This is a genomic window from Mucilaginibacter puniceus (assembly GCF_054783175.1).
This window is the reverse complement of record NZ_BAAGRB010000002.1, coordinates 1-20,437: the sequence shown is the minus strand read 5'-3', so window position 1 is coordinate 20,437 and position 20,437 is coordinate 1. Positions and strand designations below refer to the sequence as shown.

Below are 20,437 nucleotides of genomic sequence, written 5' to 3'. Positions count from 1 at the left end.
TATCCTATAGTGATATCCCACGTTTCCAGGGTATAAAGTCATCCTGACCGTGTTTTACAGATGCTACCTCTATTTCACCGCTGGCTACCTTTATTACATAATCCAGCATACGTTCGCCTGCTTGGGGTATGGTTTCTTCGCCATCTATAATTGTACCCATGTTAACATCCATGATGTCATGCATGCGGTTAAACAATTTGGTATTAGTAGCTATCTTAACAACTGGAGCTATTGGGTTACCTGTTGGCGTACCCAAGCCGGTTGTAAACAAAACAATATTTGCCGCCGCGGCTACTACAGCGGTGGTCGATTCAACATCATTACCCGGCGTACATAGTAAATTAAGGCCCGGCTTAGTTACTTTTTCGGGATAATCTAATACTGCTGTAACGGGTGATGTACCGCCTTTTTTGGCAGCACCTGCCGATTTTATAGCATCGGTTATTAATCCGTCTTTTATATTACCTGGCGATGGATTCATATAAAACCCTGAACCTACAGCTTCGGCTTTTTGGTTATAAGTGGTCATTAACGAGTTAAACCGCTTAGCATCCTCTACAGTTACACAACGGTCACTTAAATTCTGCTCCACACCGCAAAGTTCAGGAAACTCGGCTAAGATTACTGAACCGCCAAGTGCTACCAGCAGATCGGATGTATAACCTATTGCCGGGTTAGCGGAAATGCCCGAAAACCCGTCAGATCCACCGCACTCCAAACCAATGCAAAGTTTACTTAAAGGGGCGGGCTGCCTAACATTCTGATTAGCAATAACCAGACCTGCAAATGTTTGCTTGATAGCTTCTGAAAGCAGATCAGCTTCTGAGCCAGTTTCTTGTTGGTCAAGCACATACAGTGGTTTATTAAAGTCAGGTGTGCGTTTATATATCTCTTCTTTAAGTATGCTAACCTGCGCATTTTGACAGCCTAAACTTAATATGGTTGCTCCTGCTACGTTTGGATGTGTTATATATCCGGCTAATAACCCGCACAATGCTTGTGCATCCTGACGGGTGCCACCGCAACCACCTTCGTGTGTTAAGAATTTTATACCATCAACATTAGGGAATAATCTTTCTGACTGGACTTTTGCTGTATCAACTTTTACTTCTGCATTTAGTATTTGTTCTACCGAGCTTCCACGTTTGTAAAGGTCAATTATAGCGTTCGCCTGGTTGCGATAGGTATTATTTTTACCATAGCCCAATTGATCTACCAACGCTTGTTGCATCACCTCCACATTCCTGTTCTCGCAAAATACCATAGGTATTACCAGCCAGTGATTTGCTGTGCCTACTGATCCATCTGCACGGTGATAACCCATAAATGTTTTGTTCTGCCATTTAGAAACATCGGGTATTACCCAGTCTAATTTTCTATCGCCCAAGGTAAAAGTACTTGCCGCGTGTGCAATATTGGCGGTACTTAACAGGCCACCTTTTTTAATAGGCTGAGTGCTTTTACCCACTAATACGCCGTACATTTTCACCTCGTCTCCTATCTGCAGATCTGTCTCGGCAAATTTATGTTTGGCAGCAATTTTTTCCTGTATTACTATATCCTCACCCGCCACATTAACCACATCACCGGGATTAAGGTCGGTTAGTGCAACTACGGCATTATCATCGACATTTATTTTCAGCACTTTATTCATCTGCACTTATAATTAAATTCCTTTCAATATTTTATTCATTTCATTTTGTACCGCGTCAGCAAACATCGGTAACTGGGTAATGTCTTCACCCCATATTGCTGAGTCGCTAAGTACTTTCGTGGCTATTTCCTCTATTGGATAGGTTTGATACTTCTCGATCACCTGCCCGGCTTTACCGTCACTAAATGGATAATTAACACCATTATGATTTATAATGAAACCATTACCATCCTTTACCACCTTACTCATTAAGGCTAAATAAGCGGCAAAACCTTTAGTAATATTTACCGGAACCTGGTTATATATGCTATAGTACTGCTTTAATAAAGGCAGCACCCGTGTTATGATTTTAGTAGTGTATTGCTGTGCAATAGCTATCCATTGATGCTGTATAAAAGGATTTCTGAACCTATCTAAAACACTATCAGCAAAATCTTCTGCTAATTTCGGGTCTGCCTTGGGCATAGCCGAGCGAATTTCGGCCATCAGGTTTTTTAAAAACGCCTCAAATTGAGCATCATTAGTTGATGCGTTTACCACATCAAAACCTGATAAAAATGCTAATGCTGTACTTAAAGTATGTGTACCGTTAAGCAGCCTTAATTTTAGCTCGCGGTGGACTTCAATATCCGGAATAACAATTACACCATCGTTTACCTGTTCAAAACTTAATATAGATCTTACTTTTTCGTCACCCTCAATTGCCCACAATAAATAAGGTTCTGAAACGATCAATAATTCATCATGATAACCATTTTTTGCTTCAAATAACTCTTGCTCTTCAGGCGACGGACGACCGGTAACAATTCTGTCAACTAATGAATTGCAGAAATAATTACTTTCATTAACCCATTTTTCAAAATCGGCACCTAATTTATTGAAGGCTATTAGTTCTGTAATGATTGATTTAAGTATAGTGCCGTTATTTGGCAAAAGCTCGGTTGGTATTATAACCAATCCGCTTTCTTTATCACCGTTAAAAGCTTTATAACGATGGTATAAAACTGCTAATAACTTTGCAGGAAAAGATGAAGGTGGTTGTTGGTTTATATTCTCTTTTACTAACTGAAGACCAACTTCGGTAGTGTTAGAAATAACAACCTTAAGGTCAATACTCTCTGCTTGCTTTAGCACCAAATTCCATTCATCTGCTGCAGATAATACCTGACTGATGGAGGTATTAATGATAGCCTCTTCGCTTAAATGCTTATTTTTTATGCCTTTAATATGCAAGGTGTACAGATTATCCTGTTGGGCAAAAGCATCTGTACTGCCTGTATTTGTTGACTTTACAACAGTTATGCGCCCATTGAAAACCCCCTCCCTGTTGGCTTTATCAATTACATGATCAGTAAGCCCCCGTAGCAATACCCCGGTACCAAATTGCAATACTTTTACCGGCAGCTTTAAATAATCAATACCAGGCTTTACAACTTCAAACGCTTTAATTGTAGCCAATGTTCTGTTTGACAGTTGTGTACGCTGCTGACTTACTATGTTAGTATCGTTATTCATTTTCATTACAAAGTAGCTACGGCCTTAATTACGTCCGAATCAGGATTAAGCCATCCTTTAAAATCAACACTCAGGTTATCAAAATCAGTACGATGAGTGATGTAAGACAATGGGTTTATCAGGCCTTTTTTAATGGAATCAATAACATGTTCAAAATCGGCTCTGGTTGCGTTTCTGCTGCTCATTAAGGTGGCTTCGCGTTTATGAAACTCAGGATGGCTAAAAGAAATTGCTTCCTTTTGCAAGCCTATCAATACAAAACGTGCCCCGTGCGCCATGTATTGAAACGCCGAATTTATAGCTCCCTGATTTCCCGTTGCATCAATTACTACGGTAGGCATTTCGCCATTAGTAATAGCTTTTATTTGCTCCATAGCATCATTATGGGCATTTACGGTATATTCCACACCAATTTTCTCTTTACAAAAAGCCAGGCGGGTATCGTTAACATCCATAGCAATCACTCGGCCTCCGGCTATACGGGCAAATTCCATAGTGCCTATACCAATAGGGCCCGCTCCAATAACTAAAACAAATTCATCCTTAGTAACATCGGCACGGCGTATACCGTGGGCGCCAATGGCTAATGGCTCAACTAAAGCCAATTCATCATAACTTAAACCTTCACCATGAACCAGCAAGCGCGATGGTATAGAATAATACTCTGCCATCCCACCATCTGTATGTACACCGCAAACTTTAATATTTACACAACAGTTTGTTTTACCAGTATTACAGGCAATGCAATTTCCGCAATTGATATAAGGGATAAAAGTTACCGCCTCGCCAATATTAAAACCTGGTGCACCATCAGCCTCAACCAACTCGCCCGAAAGCTCATGTCCTAAAACCCGCGGATAATTAAAAAAAGGTTGTGTGCCTCTAAAAGCGTGCAAGTCGGTACCACAAATACCTATGCGCTTAATTTTTATAATAGCATTTCCGGCGGTTAACACCGGTCGCTCAACCTCTTTATACTCAAAACTTCCCGGTTGGGAACAAACTAACGTATTCATGTATTATTATAAATTATAAAATTCAATTGCATTCCCGCCAAAAACCTTATCCTGCTCTACATCACTATATCCTGAAAAATAGTCTTTAACAATATCTAAAACTTCATTATACTTTGCAGCCACCAAACAAACGGGCCAATCTGATCCAAACATAACCCTATCTGCTCCAAATGTATTTACAACCACATCCATATACGGATCAAAATCTGCCTTTTTCCAACTGTTCCATTGTGCTTCGGTAACCATACCGGATATCTTGCAAAAAACATTTTTGTGTTGGGCTATAGCTTCCATATCCTCTCGCCAGCCCTCTATAATATTGTCTTTGATGTACGGTTTAGCTATATGATCGATCACAAAACGGTGGTTGGGAAATTTAGCTACAAACTGCTTTACAAACTTTAATTGATCCGGAAATACCAAAATGTCATAAGTAAAGTTATATTGATCAAGCAAGGATATTCCATTTAAAAACTCGGGCCTTAGCATAAAATCTCGCTGTGGCTCTCCTTGTAGCACGTGCCTGAAACCCTTTAGCTTTTTAAACTGACTAAAATAGTTCAGCCTTTCTTCTATATCAGAAGCTGACAGATCTACCCAGCCAACAACACCTTTTATAAAATCATGCTTGTCAGCATTGGCTATTTGAAAATGATTTTCATCTTCTGACTGATCAGACTGTACAATTACACAACCGTCAATTCCGTTAGCTTTTAATATTGGCTCTAAATCCTCCGGAAAGAAATCCCTTTGGATAACGCTCATCGATTCATCTATCCATGAATCCCTTATCGGATCAAACTTCCAAAAATGTTGGTGTGAGTCGATTTTTAACATATTATACAAGTGTTATATATTCTGACCTTTTAACAAGTCCTTTATTTATCATTTCAACCCAAAACTGGGGTGGAATAACTGTATTAGCCATTTTTATATTGTTTTCAACACGTTTAGGATTAGTGGTACTTAAAGCAATGCTTTTCACTCCCGGTGCTTTTAAGGCAAATGCCACGCAAGCTTCGGCAGGTTTAATATCATACTTGTGGCATATCTTATTAAACTCATCACGCCATTTTAAATGCTCCTTATATCCCGGTAAATTTTCATCTACCAGTTTATAGTCATAAAAATCTCCTCCTATCAAAAAACCGGAATGAAATACAGCCGAATTAATAATTGATACGCCTTGCTGCTCTAATTCGGCCATAAACTTCAACAAGTCTTCCGAATGAGTTTTTATGGTTAAGCTATTGGCTATCATTACCCAATCCAACTTTACATCCTGTACAATTCGGTAAATTGATTTCCAGTCTTTAGCACCTACTCCTATTGATTCAACCTTACCCGCAGCTTTTAAATCAGCCAGGGCACGATAAGCATCTAATATATCCTGATAACGTTTAGCTTCATCTTCAGGGCCATCGGCGGCAGCCAGATATTCGTCAGGATCATGAACAGATACCATCTGCGGGATATAGCCGTTTAATAGCTCATTTCCTTGTTCAAAACAATCCAGCATCCCCTGGTAGCTTATTTTTTGAACAGCATCATGTTTCAACCCAACCCATACACCAGGTTCAAATGTTGGCTCAGGTGTTTTTAATTCTGTCCTGTACCACCCTAATTTATTGCTGATGATGACATTACTTTGGTCAACGTTTAGCTCACGCAAGTGCTTGCCCAGTACTTCTAATGCCAATCCGGCACCATATTTACCGGCCGAATCAAACACTACTTTACCTGCTGAGTGTTTAACACATTCGGCAATAATATCATGCTTAATGCTATCATCAAGCGCAACAAATATATTCCCCAGGCCACTTGTCCCAAAAATTACTTTAGGCAGATCGTTATTGATTGAATTAGATTGTTGAACGCTCATTGGATACTATGCAGTTACCGATTTTAATTTTGAACCTGATAAGGCATAATAAGTGATATACAAGTACCCTACAAGCGGTATAACCATAGCAATCGCCATGCTATGTGATGCTTCGGCTATATATCCCATTAATGGCGGCAATACCGCACCGCCTACAATAGCCATCACCATTATTGAACCACCCATTTTTGCATTTTGGCCCAATTCGCGAATACTTAAGGCGAAGTTGGTTGGATACATTAACGACATAAAAAAGCTGGTGAAAAATATGGCCCAAACACCAATTATACCCGGGAATAAGATGGCTATACCCACCAACACAATATTGATTACACCATATAGACCCATTAACTTACTTGGATCAACAAACTTCATGATATATGTAGCCGAGAAACGCCCTACCCCAAATGCTACTAACGTTCCGGTAAGAAAATATCCCGCCACTTTTTCGGGCTGCCCTGTAAAATCTTGCACGTAGGTAATAAAGAAACTCCAGGTACAAGTTTGTGCACCACAGTAAAAAAACTGCGAAACAACACCTTTATAAAAATGTGGAAATTTTATCAGGTCCCTAACGTTTGATTTATGATCATCCTCCTTTACCTCGTCACGACTAACCGGGAATTTAGATATAGCCAGGAAAATACACCATAATACAGCGAAACCACCCAATACCAGGTAAGGGGTAACTACACGCATGGTTTCTTCTTTAAGATAACTCTCATACTGATGTGCTGCCTTTAGAGCTTCAATTTTTGCGGGATCATGTTCTATGCCCGAAAGAATAAATAACGTACCTAACAATACGCCTAATACTGCACCTATGGGATTAAATGCCTGCGAGAAATTAAGACGGCGTTCGGCCGATTCTGCCTTGCCCATTTCCACAATAAAAATATTAGCACCGGTTTCTAAAAATGTTAATCCCGAAGCAATAACAAATAAGGCGAATAAAAAATATTCATATTTACCGGCTATAGCTGCCGGCCAAAACAAGAAGCACCCCGCAGCAAAAAGTAACAATCCTACACACAAGCCAACCTTATACGAGTAGCGTTTTATAAGCAGGCCTGATGGTACGGCCAATATAAAATAGCCCATATAAAACGCTGATTGAATTAGCCCGGCCTGGAACCTTGTTAATTCAAACGACTTCATGAACTGCTTGATAAGCACATCATTCATGTTATTGGGTATACCCCAAATAAGGAATAACATGGTTACTAAAGAAAACGAAACTATACTACCCCTTGGGATGAATCCTAATACCTCTTGATTTTTAGACATTTTATAATTGGCGATAAATGATTGGTTTCCAAAATAAGGGTTTAAATTTTATTTAAAGTTTCAGAGAATTACCATTTTATTATGAGATATTACCCATAAAGTTGCGAGATTTTAGCATATTGTTATTAAACTTTTATATTAAACCCTTCTATTAATGCTCGTTAAAAACGGCTTTTGATATAAACCTTTGCTTGTAATTTAAGGGTGTTTTACCGGTTATTAATTTAAATGCAGCATGAAACGATGAGAAATTATTAAAACCGCTTTCATAACATATTTGCTTTATACTGATCTCATCTTCAATAAGTAATTTACAGGCGTGGCCCACCCTTATTTCGTTAACAAACTGCAGGTAAGTTTTCCTGGTTTTTGCTTTAAAATACCTGCAAAATGAGTTGGGTGTTAAATTGGCAATCTGAGCAATCTCTTCCAGTAAAATTTTATCCTTGAAGTGCGCAAAAGAATAATCATATATTAAGTTTATTCTATATTGATCCACTTCCTCAAAATTATATTTAAACCCTATAGATGACAGTGTTTTTGATGAATTAACAGAGCCAATTAAAGCCAATGTCTCCATCAATAAAGTAATTCTGCAATAGCCTTCAGCATTAACCATTTGCTCAATCAGAGCAACAATTTTTGTTTCTTGATTTCCAGAAACCTCTATTCCTCTTTTTGCCCGTTCCAGCGTATGTTTAATTATTTTATTCTCGGGTAAATCAAGAAACATACGCCCCCAAAAGTCTTCAAAAAAATGCATTACAGTAGCGTAAGGCTTTTCTGTGCCATCCTCTAAAGTATCTATATCGTATTTCCAATAGTGCGGCAGGTTTGATCCTACTAAAACAATGTTATTTTTTTCAAATCTCTTAATGCTATCCCCTACAAACTGCATTCCTGAACCTTTATGAAAATAAATCAACTCAATTTCCGGATGGTAATGCCATCTGCTATTAATATTAGCCTGCCTATCCTGCCTGATGCTAAATGATTGTGAGGATGGATTTGGTATTTTTAGTAACTCTGGCTTCATTTATTATAAGTATTATATGCCTACTACAATTATAATAATGTTATTTGATGGTAATATTCCTCAATAATAAGGTAATTTCCTGAAATTATTAATAATTAATAAATACTTTATTTGAATGACCAATTATAGCCGCAATTCCCCTAATAGCGCGGCAACTATTATTAACTAATAAATTAATGCCTATGACTTAAAAAAAACTAAACTCCTAACGGAATAAGATTGGCTATAGCCTTGGGCTATATCCACAAACCAAGTAAAAAAACCAAAAACACCAAGAAAATTATGAAACTTAAAACGCAGGCCATGCCGCGCGCAGGGCTTTTTTTGTCAAAAAATTTGCTCGTGCCCACGCTGGTATGTCCAATTTTAATATTTGCAATAACTGCAACTGCTGCAAACAAACCCACCAGCTACAATTTGTTTAAAAAAGGTATTTCGATCACAAATATCAAACCCGTAGCTGAAATTATCACAGGTACAGTAATCGATAATAACGGGCAACCGCTACCGGGTGTTACTATTAAAATTAAAGATGCTACTACCGGCACAACTTCGGATGTAAATGGTAAATACACCATATCAGTGCCTGATGCAACAGCTGTATTGTCATTTTCGATGATCGGTTTTGAGACGCAGGAAATAACAGTAGGCACCTCCAGAACAATTAATGTTACATTAATAGAATCAGTAAGCTCACTTAACGAGGTTATTGTTGTAGGTTATGGTACTCAAAGAAGAGAAACACTTACAGGATCAATAGCTAAAGTACAAGGTGAAGACCTTACTAAGAACCAGTCTGTAAATGTTGCAACCAGTCTGGCGGGTAGGCTGCCTGGATTGATCGTTAATCAGCGTAATGGAGTACCCGGATCAGAGAACCTTGACATTGTCATCCGGGGTGCAAGTACGTTTGGCAACAACAATCCGCTTATTGTAGTTGACGGGGTACCGCGTGGCACAGGCATTCTTTCAACGCTTAACCCGCAAGATATTGAGAGTATAACCGTATTGAAAGATGGCTCAGCAGCTATATATGGTGCACGAGCCGCCAATGGCGTAGTTTTGGTTACCACAAAACCGGGATCAAAAAGTAAAACCGTTTATAATTTCTCCTATGTATATGGTATTACTAACCCTACCAAGGTTCCGGACATGATGGATGCGGCACTTTTTGCTGAGGTTTTTAATGAAACCCAGTACTACCTCCAGGGCCGACCTGCGACCGGCTTCAATCCTTTCTTTACGGATGCGGCGATTCAGAAATACCGCGATGGCTCCGACCCCATTTTATACCCGAATACTGACTGGGCAAATTTATCGTTAAATAAAAACACACCCCAGCAAAGACTGAATTTCCAGGCAAGTGGAGGATCTGACAAAGTGAGATACCTGCTTTCTTTCGGATCTTCCAGTCAGGGTAGTAATTACAGAAATCAACCTTACAAGTATAAACAGTATAATGCCAGGGTAAGGATTGATGCAGATCTATCACAGTATTTAACTGTAGGTGCCAATATCGCCGGAGTATTCAGGGAGCGGTCTGAATCAAATGGAACAGACTTTGTAACCATATTACAGGCAAATCCAACACTGCCTGCAATATATCCTAACGGGTTGCTTGCCGGGGGCCGATTCGATAACAGCCCGCTTCTTTCAGACCGGAGAGGGTATAATAGATGGAATGATGACCCAATAACTACATCATTTACAGCATCTTTTAAAGTACCTCATGTACAGGGGCTGGTATTGGACGCTTCTTATAATTATGATTTTAGAAATCAGTTCCAAAAAAACTTTTCCCAACCGCATTATTGGCATGTATACAATGTACAAACTCAGCAGTATGATCGTACAGAAGCAAATACGCCAATATCGCTTACCGATAGATACGACAGATGGATCACTACTCTTGCCAATTTCAGGATATCTTACAAAACAACAATTGCGAAGAATCATAATATTGCAGCAATGGTAGGTACCGAGCAACAGACAAATTCCAATACGTATGCATCGGCTTACCGCAGGAATTTCCTTAGTGCAGTACTACCGCAGATCAATGCGGGAAGTACCAGACCGGAAGATTTAAACAACAGCGGTAACGCTTCCGCGGGATCTTACAATAGTTTCTTTGGCAGGTTCAATTATAATTACCAATCCAAATACCTGCTGGAAGCCACATTCCGCTATGAGGGCTCGCCTATTTTCCCTCAGAATAAGAGATATGGATTTTTCCCAAATGTATCTGCAGGATGGATAATATCTGAGGAAAATTTCATGAGGGATGTGAAGTTTGTCAATAATTTAAAGCTTAGGGCTACGTACGGCGAACTTGGTAATGATCAGGTGGCGGCTTTCCAATACCTACAGGCTTTCCAATTGGGGAATAATTATGTTTTTGGCGGCACTACTGTACCGGGTGTTTACTCCAGTACCCTACCCAATCCTAATATTACCTGGGAGGTGAGCAAAAAACTGGATTTTGGACTGAGTGCTACTTTATTTAACAGGATGCTTGATGTGGATATTACCGTGTGGAACCAAAAGCGATCAAACCTTCTCCTCAGGCCCAATCTTTCAGTTAGCGGCGTGTTTGGTTTCCCTGCAATACCCGACCAAAATATAGGAAAGGTGAATTCCAGCGGATTTGAAGTGGAATTGACACATCGCAACAAGGTTGGAGATTTGTCATATTCAATTAGTGGAAACGTGGGTTATGCCAAAAGCAAGATCGTATTTATGGACGAAGTGCCGCCTGCATATGATTACCAAAGAAACACCGGTGTGCCACTTGGTAGTGGGCTTTATTACAAATCTGACGGGATATTCAATACCCAGGCAGAACTGGATAGCTACCCGCATGGTACCGGGGCCCAGGTAGGTGATATCAAGGTACTTGACTTAAACAATGATGGCAAGATTGACGGAAATGACCGTTATAGAACCAACCAATCTCCAACGCCATTATACTTGTTTGGCCTAAACACCAATTTCCAATACAAGGGCTTTGACCTAACCGTGTTTTTCCAGGGACAAGCCCAAGCGTATACTTATGATGGCACTTTAGACGAGTTTGGTTTAACAGATTTGGATAATGCCACTGTTTACAGGGCGACTAACCGTTGGACCGTAAATAACCAGGAGGGCGCTACTATGCCGCGTGCCAATAACTGGCAACCAGGCACAACGGACTTTTTCCTGTATGATGCTACGTTTGTTAGGCTAAAAAACGTTGAATTAGGCTATACCTTTAGGGGTGATTTAATCAAAAAAATAGGCGTTAGTAATCTCCGTGCATTTGTTAATGGAACAAATTTACTAACCTGGTCAAAAGAAATTTCATGGAGAGATCCTGAATTGTCCGGAGGTTTTACAACCTATCCGCCACTGAAGATCTTAAGTTTTGGTGTTAATCTACAATTTTAAAAATTATAACGATGAAAGCAATTAAAATAATACTACCTGTAGTGTTAGTTGTAATGTTCAGCATGTCATGTAAGAAAAACATCCTGGACATCTCACCTCAGGACCGTCTTGCTGATGAAGCTGTTTGGAGCGATCCGAAGCTCATAGAAGCATACCACAACGAACTTTACAACTCCCAGGTTCATGGTTTTAACGTAAGTATGGCGTATTCCAAGTATACGGATGAAACTTATAACAGCCTTGCCTGTTGCGGTGGCGACCTTTTTAAACTCAACACTTACAATCCTGACAATGTCGGATCATTAGGAGCAAATGTTGGGGGTTTTTGGGAGGTGCAAAACGGCTACATGTATAATTGGAACTTCGCGTACCAATATATGCGTAAGATCAATGTATTCCTGGAAAACGCGAGTACAACTACCGTTAATTTACCTAATAAAACCAGGATGATTGCGGAAGCCAAGTTTTTGAGAGCCTTTCTTTATTTCAATCTTATTGAAAGGTTTGGGGGTGTTCCTATTGTAGATAAAGTTTATCAACTGGGTGACGAGGCTGCGTTTAAAAGAAACACCTTTGAGGAATGTGTTGCGTTTATTGCAAAAGATCTGAATGAAGCTATACCTGATCTGCCTGCTAAATATCCATCAAATGACGCGAATTACGGAAGGGCTACCGGGGATGCTTGCAAGGCGCTGTTATCACGTACCTATCTATATGCCGCGTCTCCATTATTTAGTCCTGCTAAAGACCTTCAGAAATGGCAAAAAGCGGCAGATGCTGCAGAGGCGCTTTTAAATAGCGGCTATTCGCTATATCCCGATTATCAAAAACTTTTTGAAATGAAACAGGGCGATGTACAGAATGAGGTGATTTATTCGCGAGGGTTTTCTGCAGCCAACGGTCACAATGCACCCATGGATCATTTAAATCGCCGTTTCGGAGCCTATGGCGGTTGGTGGGGTAGCGGCGGGCCCACTGCAAACCTAATTGATTCATACGATATGACTAACGGAATACCTCCATACCTGCCGGATGGTACAGTCAATCCTTTATCAGGTTATGATCCGCAAAATCCATGGGCTAACCGTGATCCGCGACTTGAGGCCACAGTGATTCATGACGGTACCGTTTTCAATCCCGGCGCAACCCCCAGCGCACCTCCGGCTATGGAAATGTGGGTTTCATCAGATGGTACTACATGGGGATTTGATTCGTATAAAAAGACAGGCGACAATCCCCGGACTAACACAGTTATGAAAAAGTTTATGCCTTCGTCGGGCCCAATCAACTCAGCAACTCCGCAAGTGAACCAATGGCCGTTTTTCAGGCTGGCAGAAATTTACTTGAATTATGCAGAAGCCAAATTTGAGTTGGGCGAGGAGGCTACCGCAAGAGAATATGTCAATAAAGTAAGACGCCGTGGAGGTGTTAATCTTCCAGACATACCCATTACGGTTACCGGAGAAGCATTAAGACAACGGATTTATAATGAAAGAAGAGTTGAGCTGGCTTTTGAGATGCACCGTTTCTTTGACGTGAGGCGTTGGGGAATAGCCACCACTACTGAGAATGCTAAAATTTACGGTTTTGATGTAATTAAAGATGTAACGACCGGGGTAAAGACGTATTCAAAAGTAATGTTGCTGGATAAAACAGGAACTTTTCAGGCTTACAAAAGCCTTCTTCCTATAGCGAGGGACGAGTTAAGACGTAATCCTCAATTAACACCAACTCCCGGATATTAAATAAATATGATTACAAGGAGGCGATTTCAGAAATGGAATCGCCTCTTTCGTTAAAGAGAAACAGAAAACTTATTTAATTTTATAATTTAAAGTAACAACAAACTGCCTTAATGGCCTAACATCAAAAAGGTTAAATTGCCATGGGTTTAAATAACTTACCTGGTTGGTAATATTCATTACATTCAATTGAGCGCTGATCTTTTTCCACCCATATCCTATTGCTGCATCCCAGGTATAACCCGAAGGTATTTCAAGTTTGGGGTTGTTAGCAATGCTTGAAAAAAACTTGTCTTTATAAAATATACCGGTTCCTAAAGTTAACCCTTTTAAAAATGTCGCAGGTTCATAATTGACCCATCCATTAACTGTATATTTTGGCACACCGGGCAATTTATTTCCGGCTGGATAACCTGGGTCATTTATTACACGTGTTTGCGTATAAGCCGCACCGGCGGTTATAGATATCTCGCTGTTCAATCGTCCGGTAGCTTCCACCTCTACTCCCCTGCTTCTGTGGTGGCCCTGGTAGTAAACATTGTATTCATCATAATTTGGATTGGCAGGGTCCAGATATACATAACCATAAGGGTTTTGCTTATTTATCTCAAACAAACTGACAGTTACCCCCAGTCTGTCATTAAGTAAACTTGCTTTTGATCCCATTTCTATCTGTGTGCTTATTGTAGCAGGCGGTGTCGTATAATCAGCAAAGTTTTTTGCGAAGATATCGGCCGAATTTATTTCATAGCCTTTTGACCATGATGTATAAAATGAGTTCCATGCCCAGGGCTTATAAACCAAACCTACCCGGGGGGTATATATGGTTTTAGAAATTATATTATCAACATAACCTTCATAATCAGTTCCGGGCAACTCTTGTTGATAATAATGATTGCCCTGCCTGGTTGAGCCTGCCCTTAAGCCCAATAAAACATGAAGCTTTTCATTAAATAGCATTACCTGATCCTGCAAATAAATTCCACGGCGTTCAATAAGCGAAACAAATGGCTGGTAAGGAGAATTGATGGGCTCAATTGAGGGGGTTTGACTATATATTGGTTGATAAATATTGCTACTATCAAGCAAGCTTAAGGTTCCAATATTGGTATATCTATAACGGGTTGACTGGTACTCGGCACCTATTAAAACATTATGTTTTATTAAGCCTGTTAAAAAAGTGCCGTTAGCTTCTAATGAAGCTGTGCCATTACGTGATTTTTGATACAAAGCATATTCCCTGCGTGCAAACTTTCCATCGTCTTCAGGTTGATCAAACCAGATACCAAAAGGCCTGTTGGTTGAGTTGGCATAAAAGCCGGTGGCTTTAAGTCGCCAGGTTTTACTCAACTCATAAGTTAGTGTAGCAAAGTATCCCTGGTCGTTATATAAGTACTGCCTGCTTGATTCTCCAAGATATAACGAAGGACTTAACTTTTTTAAACCGCTGATGCTGCCATCCGGTGAGACTAACCCGGCATCATCGGTATTACGCGAACTTCTGAATGTTGCTTCGACATTTAGGGATAATTTTGATGTAATATCCCAAGAAATAGATGGCGATATAAACTCTTTCCGCATAGAAACCTGGTCTCTGAAGCTGTTTGAATATTGGAATGTTGTATTTAACCTATACCGCAGTGTCCGCTTAGCATTTAATGGCCCTGTTATATCAATCGAGGGCCTGATTAATCCCCATGACCCTGTTTTTAAATTCACATTAGCCATAAACTCATGCTGCGGTTTTTTAGTTACAAAGTTGAGCACGCCACCCGGGGTAACATCACCATATAAAATGGATGTGGGGCCCTTCAAAAATTCAACCCGCTCAATATTATCGTCATAATTATTCCCCCAGTTCCATATCATCATACCGTTCCAGCGATAATTTTGCGCATCATTTAAATCAAAACCACGTGCATTAAAAAATTGTGCTGAGCCGGAGCCACTATAGCTCCCTGTAAAATTAAGTCCGCTAATGTTACGAGCAATAGTAGTCAAATCAAAGGCTGACTGTTCTCTTATTTCTTTCTGCCCTATTACACTGATAGCCTGGGGAATGTCCTGCACCTTTAATAAGGTTTTAGTAGCAGTGGCAGTTTTAACTTTTATACCGGTAATGGTAACATCTTGAAGCGTGGCTGTATCCTTTTGTGAAAACGCGTTTAAACACGTCATCATTAATAAAAGCAAACAGCGTATAATTTTCATAGGGGTATTAGGTAATACAAAATTAAATATTTGGGTAAAAATTAGCTAAAGCTTCTACCAACAATTTCAATTTTAAAGGTTTTGATAAATAACCGTTCATACCGGCTTTTAAACACGCTTCCTTGTCATCGTTCATTGCATTGGCCGTTAGTGCCAAAATTAAAGGCTTATCCCCGTAGGTTTGCCTTATTGATTTTGTAGCCTGCAGGCCATCCAAATTTGGCATTTGTATATCCATTAATATGACATCAAATGTTTGCTCTTTCAATTTATTTAATACTTCCTGGCCATCATTAGCCAAATGGGGCCGGTAGCCTAACTTATTAAGCACACGTAAAATTAATTTTTGATTTAGCGGGTTATCTTCGGCTACCAACAACCTCAATGGATATTTATTTGCAAAATCTGCTGATAGTACGTTTGTTTGTAAGTTATTACCACCCTGTGGCTTTTGTAACACAGCCTCAATAGTATTATACAAAGCCTGCTGTCTAACAGGTTTTGTAAGTACGTACTCAAACAGGCCGGGATGTTCTTTTTGGACTTCGTTACCTATTGAACTTAGTAAAATAATGGGGATATCTGGATATATAGCCTTTATTTTTTTGCTGGCTTCAACTCCATCCATATCGGGCATTTGCATATCGGTTATAATTATATCTATATCCTTAACATCCTGCAAAATAGTTAACGCCCTTTGTCCCGAATACGCCTCAATTACTTTCATCTTGAGCTTACTTAATTGAGCATCCAGAATAAGTAAGTTTGTTGAGTTATCATCAATTATTAATACTTTTTTATTTTCACATATTGATGTATTACCGATAGGTGCCTGAACAGGTGCAGTACTTTTTTTACACATAATATCAAATGAAAAAGTGCTGCCAATGCCAATTTTACTTTTTACAGTTATTGTACCTCCCTGTAACCTTACCAACCGCTCGCTTATGACCAATCCTAAGCCGGTGCCCCCATACTTACGTGTTACTGATGAATCTAATTGGTTAAATGCCTTAAATAGTTTATTTATCTTGTCTTCGGCTATACCTATACCTGTATCCTTAACTGTAAAAAATAATTTTAACTGGTTGGTATCGTAAACATTTGCCGTCACGGTTATTACAATCTCGCCTTTTGAGGTAAATTTTATGGCATTGCTTACCAGGTTGGCTAATACCTGCTTAAGTCTAAAACTGTCGGCATTGATAAATATTGGCACATTGTTATCAATATGACACATCAAATCAATACCTGATTGAAAAGTTGTTGATGAAAACAATTCAAGTACATCTTCAATACATTTTCGTAACTCAAAGTCGTGAGGGTCAAGTTGCATGTGACCTGATTCGATTTTTGAAAAATCCAGCACATCATTAATTACATTTAATAATGATTCGCCACTTGTAAGAATAGCATCTGTATATTCTCGTTGCTCATTATCAAGTTTTGTTTCAGCAAGCAGCGATGCCATACCTAATACACCATTCATTGGGGTGCGTATTTCGTGGCTCATGGTTGCCAGGAAAGTACTTTTGGCTTTGTTAGCCTTGTCAGCTTCTCGTCTGGCTTGCTCTTCCTGTGCTTTTTGCCTGATAAGCTCTTCATTCATTTGCTCCAGAGCAGATGTTTTTGACATCAATTCTTCAGATTGTTCTTGCAATTCTTCTGTTTGTACTTGTAACTCATTATTTGCTAGCTGTAAATCAAGAGTTCTTTCTTTTACCTGCTTTTGCAATTCATCTTTTTGCCTATTTAAATAACGTACCCTTAAATAATAAATCGTGTAAACCCCACCTAATACAAAAAGTATGCACAAACTACGGAACCACCAGGTCATCCAGAAAGGAGGTTTGATAATAACAACAAGTGTTGCAATATTTTTGCTCCATACACCATCGTTATTTGAGCCCTTTACTCTAAATATATATTTACCTGGATCTAAATTGGTATAAGTGGCTTTACGCTGGTTACCCGTACGCCATTCTTCATCAAAACCCTGTAATTGATAGGCATAGCTATTTTGACTGGGTAAGGTGTAATCTAAAGCAGCAAAAGCAATCGAAAATATGGATTGGTCATAATTTAGGGTTACACTTTTACTGGTTAACAAGGTTTGTTTTAAAGGTAATTTACCTGAGTAATCAGTTACTGGTTTATTAAATAATTCAAAATCAGTAAGTACAACAGATGGTGAGTGATAATTAAAATTAAGCTGTTGTGGATTAATTATATTAAATCCGTTGATTGTGCCAAAAGCCAGTTCTCCATTATGCAGACGGATGCCTGACCCGATATTAAATTCTAATGTTTTAAGCCCGTTACCTGTACTGAAAGTTCTATAAGTTTTTTTGATAGGATCAAAACGAACTATACCCTGGTTAGTAGTTAGCCATAAAAAACCTTTGCTGCCTTGGGTAATATAGTTAATAGTGTTATTTATTAACCCATTTTGCTCCGTATAAAAAGCGGTAAACTCTTTAAGCTTTATATTATAACAATTTAATCCGCCCTCCATTGTTCCAACCCATATATTTCCTTCCTTATCTTCATAAAGCGAGCTGATAACATCGCTATTAAGTTTACTGTTTTTTGTATTAAGGTAAGTGAAAGATTTTTTGACCGGGTTAAAAATGCTTATTCCATTGGTATAATTTCCAATCCAGATGTTTCCCTGTTTATCTTCAAATAATGCCTGAATAATATCTTCTTCTATCTTGCCTTTACCACCCGAATTATTTAAGTAAACAGTTACTTTGCCTGTCTTATCAATTACATTTAAGCCAGCATCTGTGCCCACCCAAATGTTTCCTTTACTGTCCTCAAGTAATGTAAATATATAATTACTGCTTAGCTGGTTAGGGTTTTCAGCTGTATAATGAGTAAAACTGTGGCTTTTTGGGTCAAATTTGTCAAGACCGCTGCTGTAAGTACCTACCCAAACCATGCCGGTTTTTTTGCTTACAATAACGGCTGATACATAGTTACTAAGTAAGCTATTTTTATTTTTTTTTGAGTGTAAATAGGTGTTATGAATACCGCTATTTCTATTATAATACTCCAATCCGGCATCTGTTGCCAGGTAAAGATTACCTACTTTATCTTCTGCTATACCCCTTATGATATTTTTTGCTGAGGGCATGCGAGTAAACGAGGTATTAAAAGCCGGAAACAAGGACAGATTTTTATCGTATTTTAAAATGCCTTGACTTGTAGTGCCTATCCATAATATGCCGGCATCTTCCAACATTGAATAAATACCGTCATTAGGCATTTGGTTGTCCTCAAAGGTTTTATTATTTATAGGTACCAGTCTTTTCGCGCCCGCATCAAACATTTGCAAAGTGGTATTGGTGCCAAGCCAAATTTTATTCCCCTTAGTTTTTTGCAAGGTAAAAACAGGGTTAACACCATCGGCCGAATAAACATCTTCCTCAACCGGGTAGTAAGAAAAAGTACCCTTATCAATATGCAACCATTTTAACCCCTGGTAAGTACCAAGCCATAATTGATGGTTATCATCTTCGCATATTGAATTTATAAAATTTCCACCATTTTTTTGCGCATCAATATATCTTTTAAATCTTCCGGTTCTCTTGTCTAATAAATTTAAGCCATGTGATGTACCTATCCATAACCGCTGCTGGGCATCCTCAAAAATAGCTGTAACGGTCTTGTCGCTTAAGGTTGTAGGATCCTTAGCAATGCTTGTATATCTTTTAAACTTACCTGATTTCGCGTCGAAAAGATTTAATCCATTAGCTGTGCCTATCCACAGGTTTGAACTTTTATCTTTATAAACAGCAGTAACAGAATTACTGCTTATAGATGCTAAATTGGATGCTGAATTTTTAAAATTTAAAAAAATATCACGAGAGCGATCAAATCGGCTAATACCTGCGGTGCGCGTACCTACCCATAAATTACCATATTTATCCTCGCATATAGCCGTAATATGATTGGCCGGCAAGGATTGTGGATTGTGGATATTATGCTTGTATACGGTAACTTTATAACCGTCATACTTATTTAATCCATCCTGAGTACCAAACCACATAAATCCATAATGGTCTTTATACAGTGAATTTATGGTATTTTGCGAAAGCCCGTTTATGCCATTTAAAGTAGTTATATTAATATTTGGCTGTGCTATTACTATATTTTGCCACGTAAAAGCCAGCATAAAAGCTATAACAATCTTTTTGACCATTTTATTAATTAGAGTATGGCAAAATAGTATTAAATGTTTGAAGGTAACTAAGATAACAGAAATGTTTCAAGCAATTTTTACTATAATTTCGTGAAACGCTTGATGTTTTCCAATAAAGAAAACCTATATGCAATTATTATTGTCCGTATTATAATAGTTATTATTAAATGGGTAATATAAAAATGGGAGTGATATTCCGAGTTTTTATCTACTTTCCGATACAAAAAGTGAAGCACCACAGATAATCAGGTAGTTATATGATTTCAGTTATAAAATGGTGACCAAAGCAATCAAAACAAATGAAAATATCGGCAATATGAATAATAACTTTAGGCTTATTAATAAATAAAACTACCGTCGCCTTTACGTTTCAACTCTTTCCCGTTGCGTTGCGGCCTTCCGCCCCATTTTTGGAAGGTGGCCCTAAGGCCCACCATAAAATAACGGCTAAGCACGTTTGATAG

11 protein-coding genes are annotated in these 20,437 nt (G+C 38.8%); 2 read left to right on the top strand and 9 right to left on the bottom strand.

Annotation, left to right across the window (positions count from 1 at the left end; all coding sequences use genetic code 11):
- Positions 1–4 precede the first annotated feature (4 nt).
- The 7 genes from ACYVJ6_RS06910 to ACYVJ6_RS06880 all read right to left on the bottom strand — a co-directional run bounded on the left by ACYVJ6_RS06910 (position 5) and on the right by ACYVJ6_RS06880 (position 8,390).
- A complete protein-coding gene (locus ACYVJ6_RS06910; RefSeq protein ID WP_460693317.1) occupies positions 5–1,654 on the bottom strand; it encodes a UxaA family hydrolase in 1,650 nt (549 codons plus the stop codon).
- Between the two features lie 12 nt (positions 1,655–1,666).
- Positions 1,667–3,169, bottom strand: a complete 1,503-nt coding sequence (locus ACYVJ6_RS06905) for a tagaturonate reductase (protein ID WP_460693316.1) — start codon at positions 3,167–3,169, stop codon at positions 1,667–1,669.
- A 5-nt stretch (positions 3,170–3,174) separates the two neighbouring features.
- The gene (locus tag ACYVJ6_RS06900; RefSeq protein WP_460693315.1) at positions 3,175–4,185 is read right to left on the bottom strand and encodes a zinc-binding alcohol dehydrogenase family protein; all 1,011 of its coding nucleotides are present in this window, start codon (positions 4,183–4,185) and stop codon (positions 3,175–3,177) included.
- Between the two features lie 6 nt (positions 4,186–4,191).
- Positions 4,192–5,022 (bottom strand): amidohydrolase family protein, encoded by an 831-nt coding sequence (locus ACYVJ6_RS06895; RefSeq protein ID WP_460693314.1) that lies wholly within the window; start codon positions 5,020–5,022, stop codon positions 4,192–4,194.
- Between the two features lies 1 nt (position 5,023).
- Positions 5,024–6,067 carry an aldo/keto reductase gene (locus ACYVJ6_RS06890; protein WP_460693313.1) on the bottom strand — a complete coding sequence of 348 codons (1,044 nt, stop codon included), beginning with the start codon at positions 6,065–6,067 and terminating at the stop codon, positions 5,024–5,026.
- A 6-nt stretch (positions 6,068–6,073) separates the two neighbouring features.
- Positions 6,074–7,354, bottom strand: coding sequence for an L-fucose:H+ symporter permease (fucP, locus tag ACYVJ6_RS06885; RefSeq protein ID WP_460693312.1), 1,281 nt, complete (start codon positions 7,352–7,354; stop codon positions 6,074–6,076).
- 151 nt (positions 7,355–7,505) lie between these two features.
- A complete protein-coding gene (locus ACYVJ6_RS06880) occupies positions 7,506–8,390 on the bottom strand; it encodes an AraC family transcriptional regulator (RefSeq protein WP_460693311.1) in 885 nt (294 codons plus the stop codon).
- A gap of 282 nt (positions 8,391–8,672) precedes the next feature.
- On the opposite strand from ACYVJ6_RS06880, the gene ACYVJ6_RS06875 reads away from it, so the two are divergent.
- Both ACYVJ6_RS06875 and ACYVJ6_RS06870 read left to right on the top strand, forming a co-directional pair.
- Entirely contained in the window at positions 8,673–11,813 is a 3,141-nt protein-coding gene (locus ACYVJ6_RS06875) for a SusC/RagA family TonB-linked outer membrane protein (protein ID WP_460693310.1), read from the top strand.
- Positions 11,814–11,824: 11 nt separating this feature from the next.
- On the top strand, positions 11,825–13,558 hold the full coding sequence (locus tag ACYVJ6_RS06870; RefSeq protein ID WP_460693309.1) for a RagB/SusD family nutrient uptake outer membrane protein: 1,734 nt from the start codon (positions 11,825–11,827) through the stop codon (positions 13,556–13,558).
- Between the two features lie 69 nt (positions 13,559–13,627).
- Here ACYVJ6_RS06870 and ACYVJ6_RS06865 read toward each other — a convergent pair whose 3' ends face one another.
- Both ACYVJ6_RS06865 and ACYVJ6_RS06860 read right to left on the bottom strand, forming a co-directional pair.
- Positions 13,628–15,766: a TonB-dependent siderophore receptor gene (locus ACYVJ6_RS06865; RefSeq protein ID WP_460693308.1), complete on the bottom strand. Its 2,139-nt coding sequence runs from the start codon at positions 15,764–15,766 to the stop codon at positions 13,628–13,630.
- Between the two features lie 22 nt (positions 15,767–15,788).
- A complete protein-coding gene (locus tag ACYVJ6_RS06860; RefSeq protein WP_460693307.1) occupies positions 15,789–19,973 on the bottom strand; it encodes a hybrid sensor histidine kinase/response regulator in 4,185 nt (1,394 codons plus the stop codon).
- Positions 19,974–20,437 lie beyond the last annotated feature (464 nt).

Bases quoted from the DNA above. Each gene is read 5' to 3' on its own strand.
- ACYVJ6_RS06910 (WP_460693317.1), bottom strand. From the start codon at position 1,654: ATGAATAAAGTGCTGAAAATAAATGTCGATGATAATGCCGTAGTTGCA.
- ACYVJ6_RS06905 (WP_460693316.1), bottom strand. From the start codon at position 3,169: ATGAATAACGATACTAACATAGTAAGTCAGCAGCGTACACAACTGTCA.
- ACYVJ6_RS06900 (WP_460693315.1), bottom strand. From the start codon at position 4,185: ATGAATACGTTAGTTTGTTCCCAACCGGGAAGTTTTGAGTATAAAGAG.
- ACYVJ6_RS06895 (WP_460693314.1), bottom strand. From the start codon at position 5,022: ATGTTAAAAATCGACTCACACCAACATTTTTGGAAGTTTGATCCGATA.
- ACYVJ6_RS06890 (WP_460693313.1), bottom strand. From the start codon at position 6,067: ATGAGCGTTCAACAATCTAATTCAATCAATAACGATCTGCCTAAAGTA.
- fucP (WP_460693312.1), bottom strand. From the start codon at position 7,354: ATGTCTAAAAATCAAGAGGTATTAGGATTCATCCCAAGGGGTAGTATA.
- ACYVJ6_RS06880 (WP_460693311.1), bottom strand. From the start codon at position 8,390: ATGAAGCCAGAGTTACTAAAAATACCAAATCCATCCTCACAATCATTT.
- ACYVJ6_RS06875 (WP_460693310.1), top strand. From the start codon at position 8,673: ATGAAACTTAAAACGCAGGCCATGCCGCGCGCAGGGCTTTTTTTGTCA.
- ACYVJ6_RS06870 (WP_460693309.1), top strand. From the start codon at position 11,825: ATGAAAGCAATTAAAATAATACTACCTGTAGTGTTAGTTGTAATGTTC.
- ACYVJ6_RS06865 (WP_460693308.1), bottom strand. From the start codon at position 15,766: ATGAAAATTATACGCTGTTTGCTTTTATTAATGATGACGTGTTTAAAC.
- ACYVJ6_RS06860 (WP_460693307.1), bottom strand. From the start codon at position 19,973: ATGGTCAAAAAGATTGTTATAGCTTTTATGCTGGCTTTTACGTGGCAA.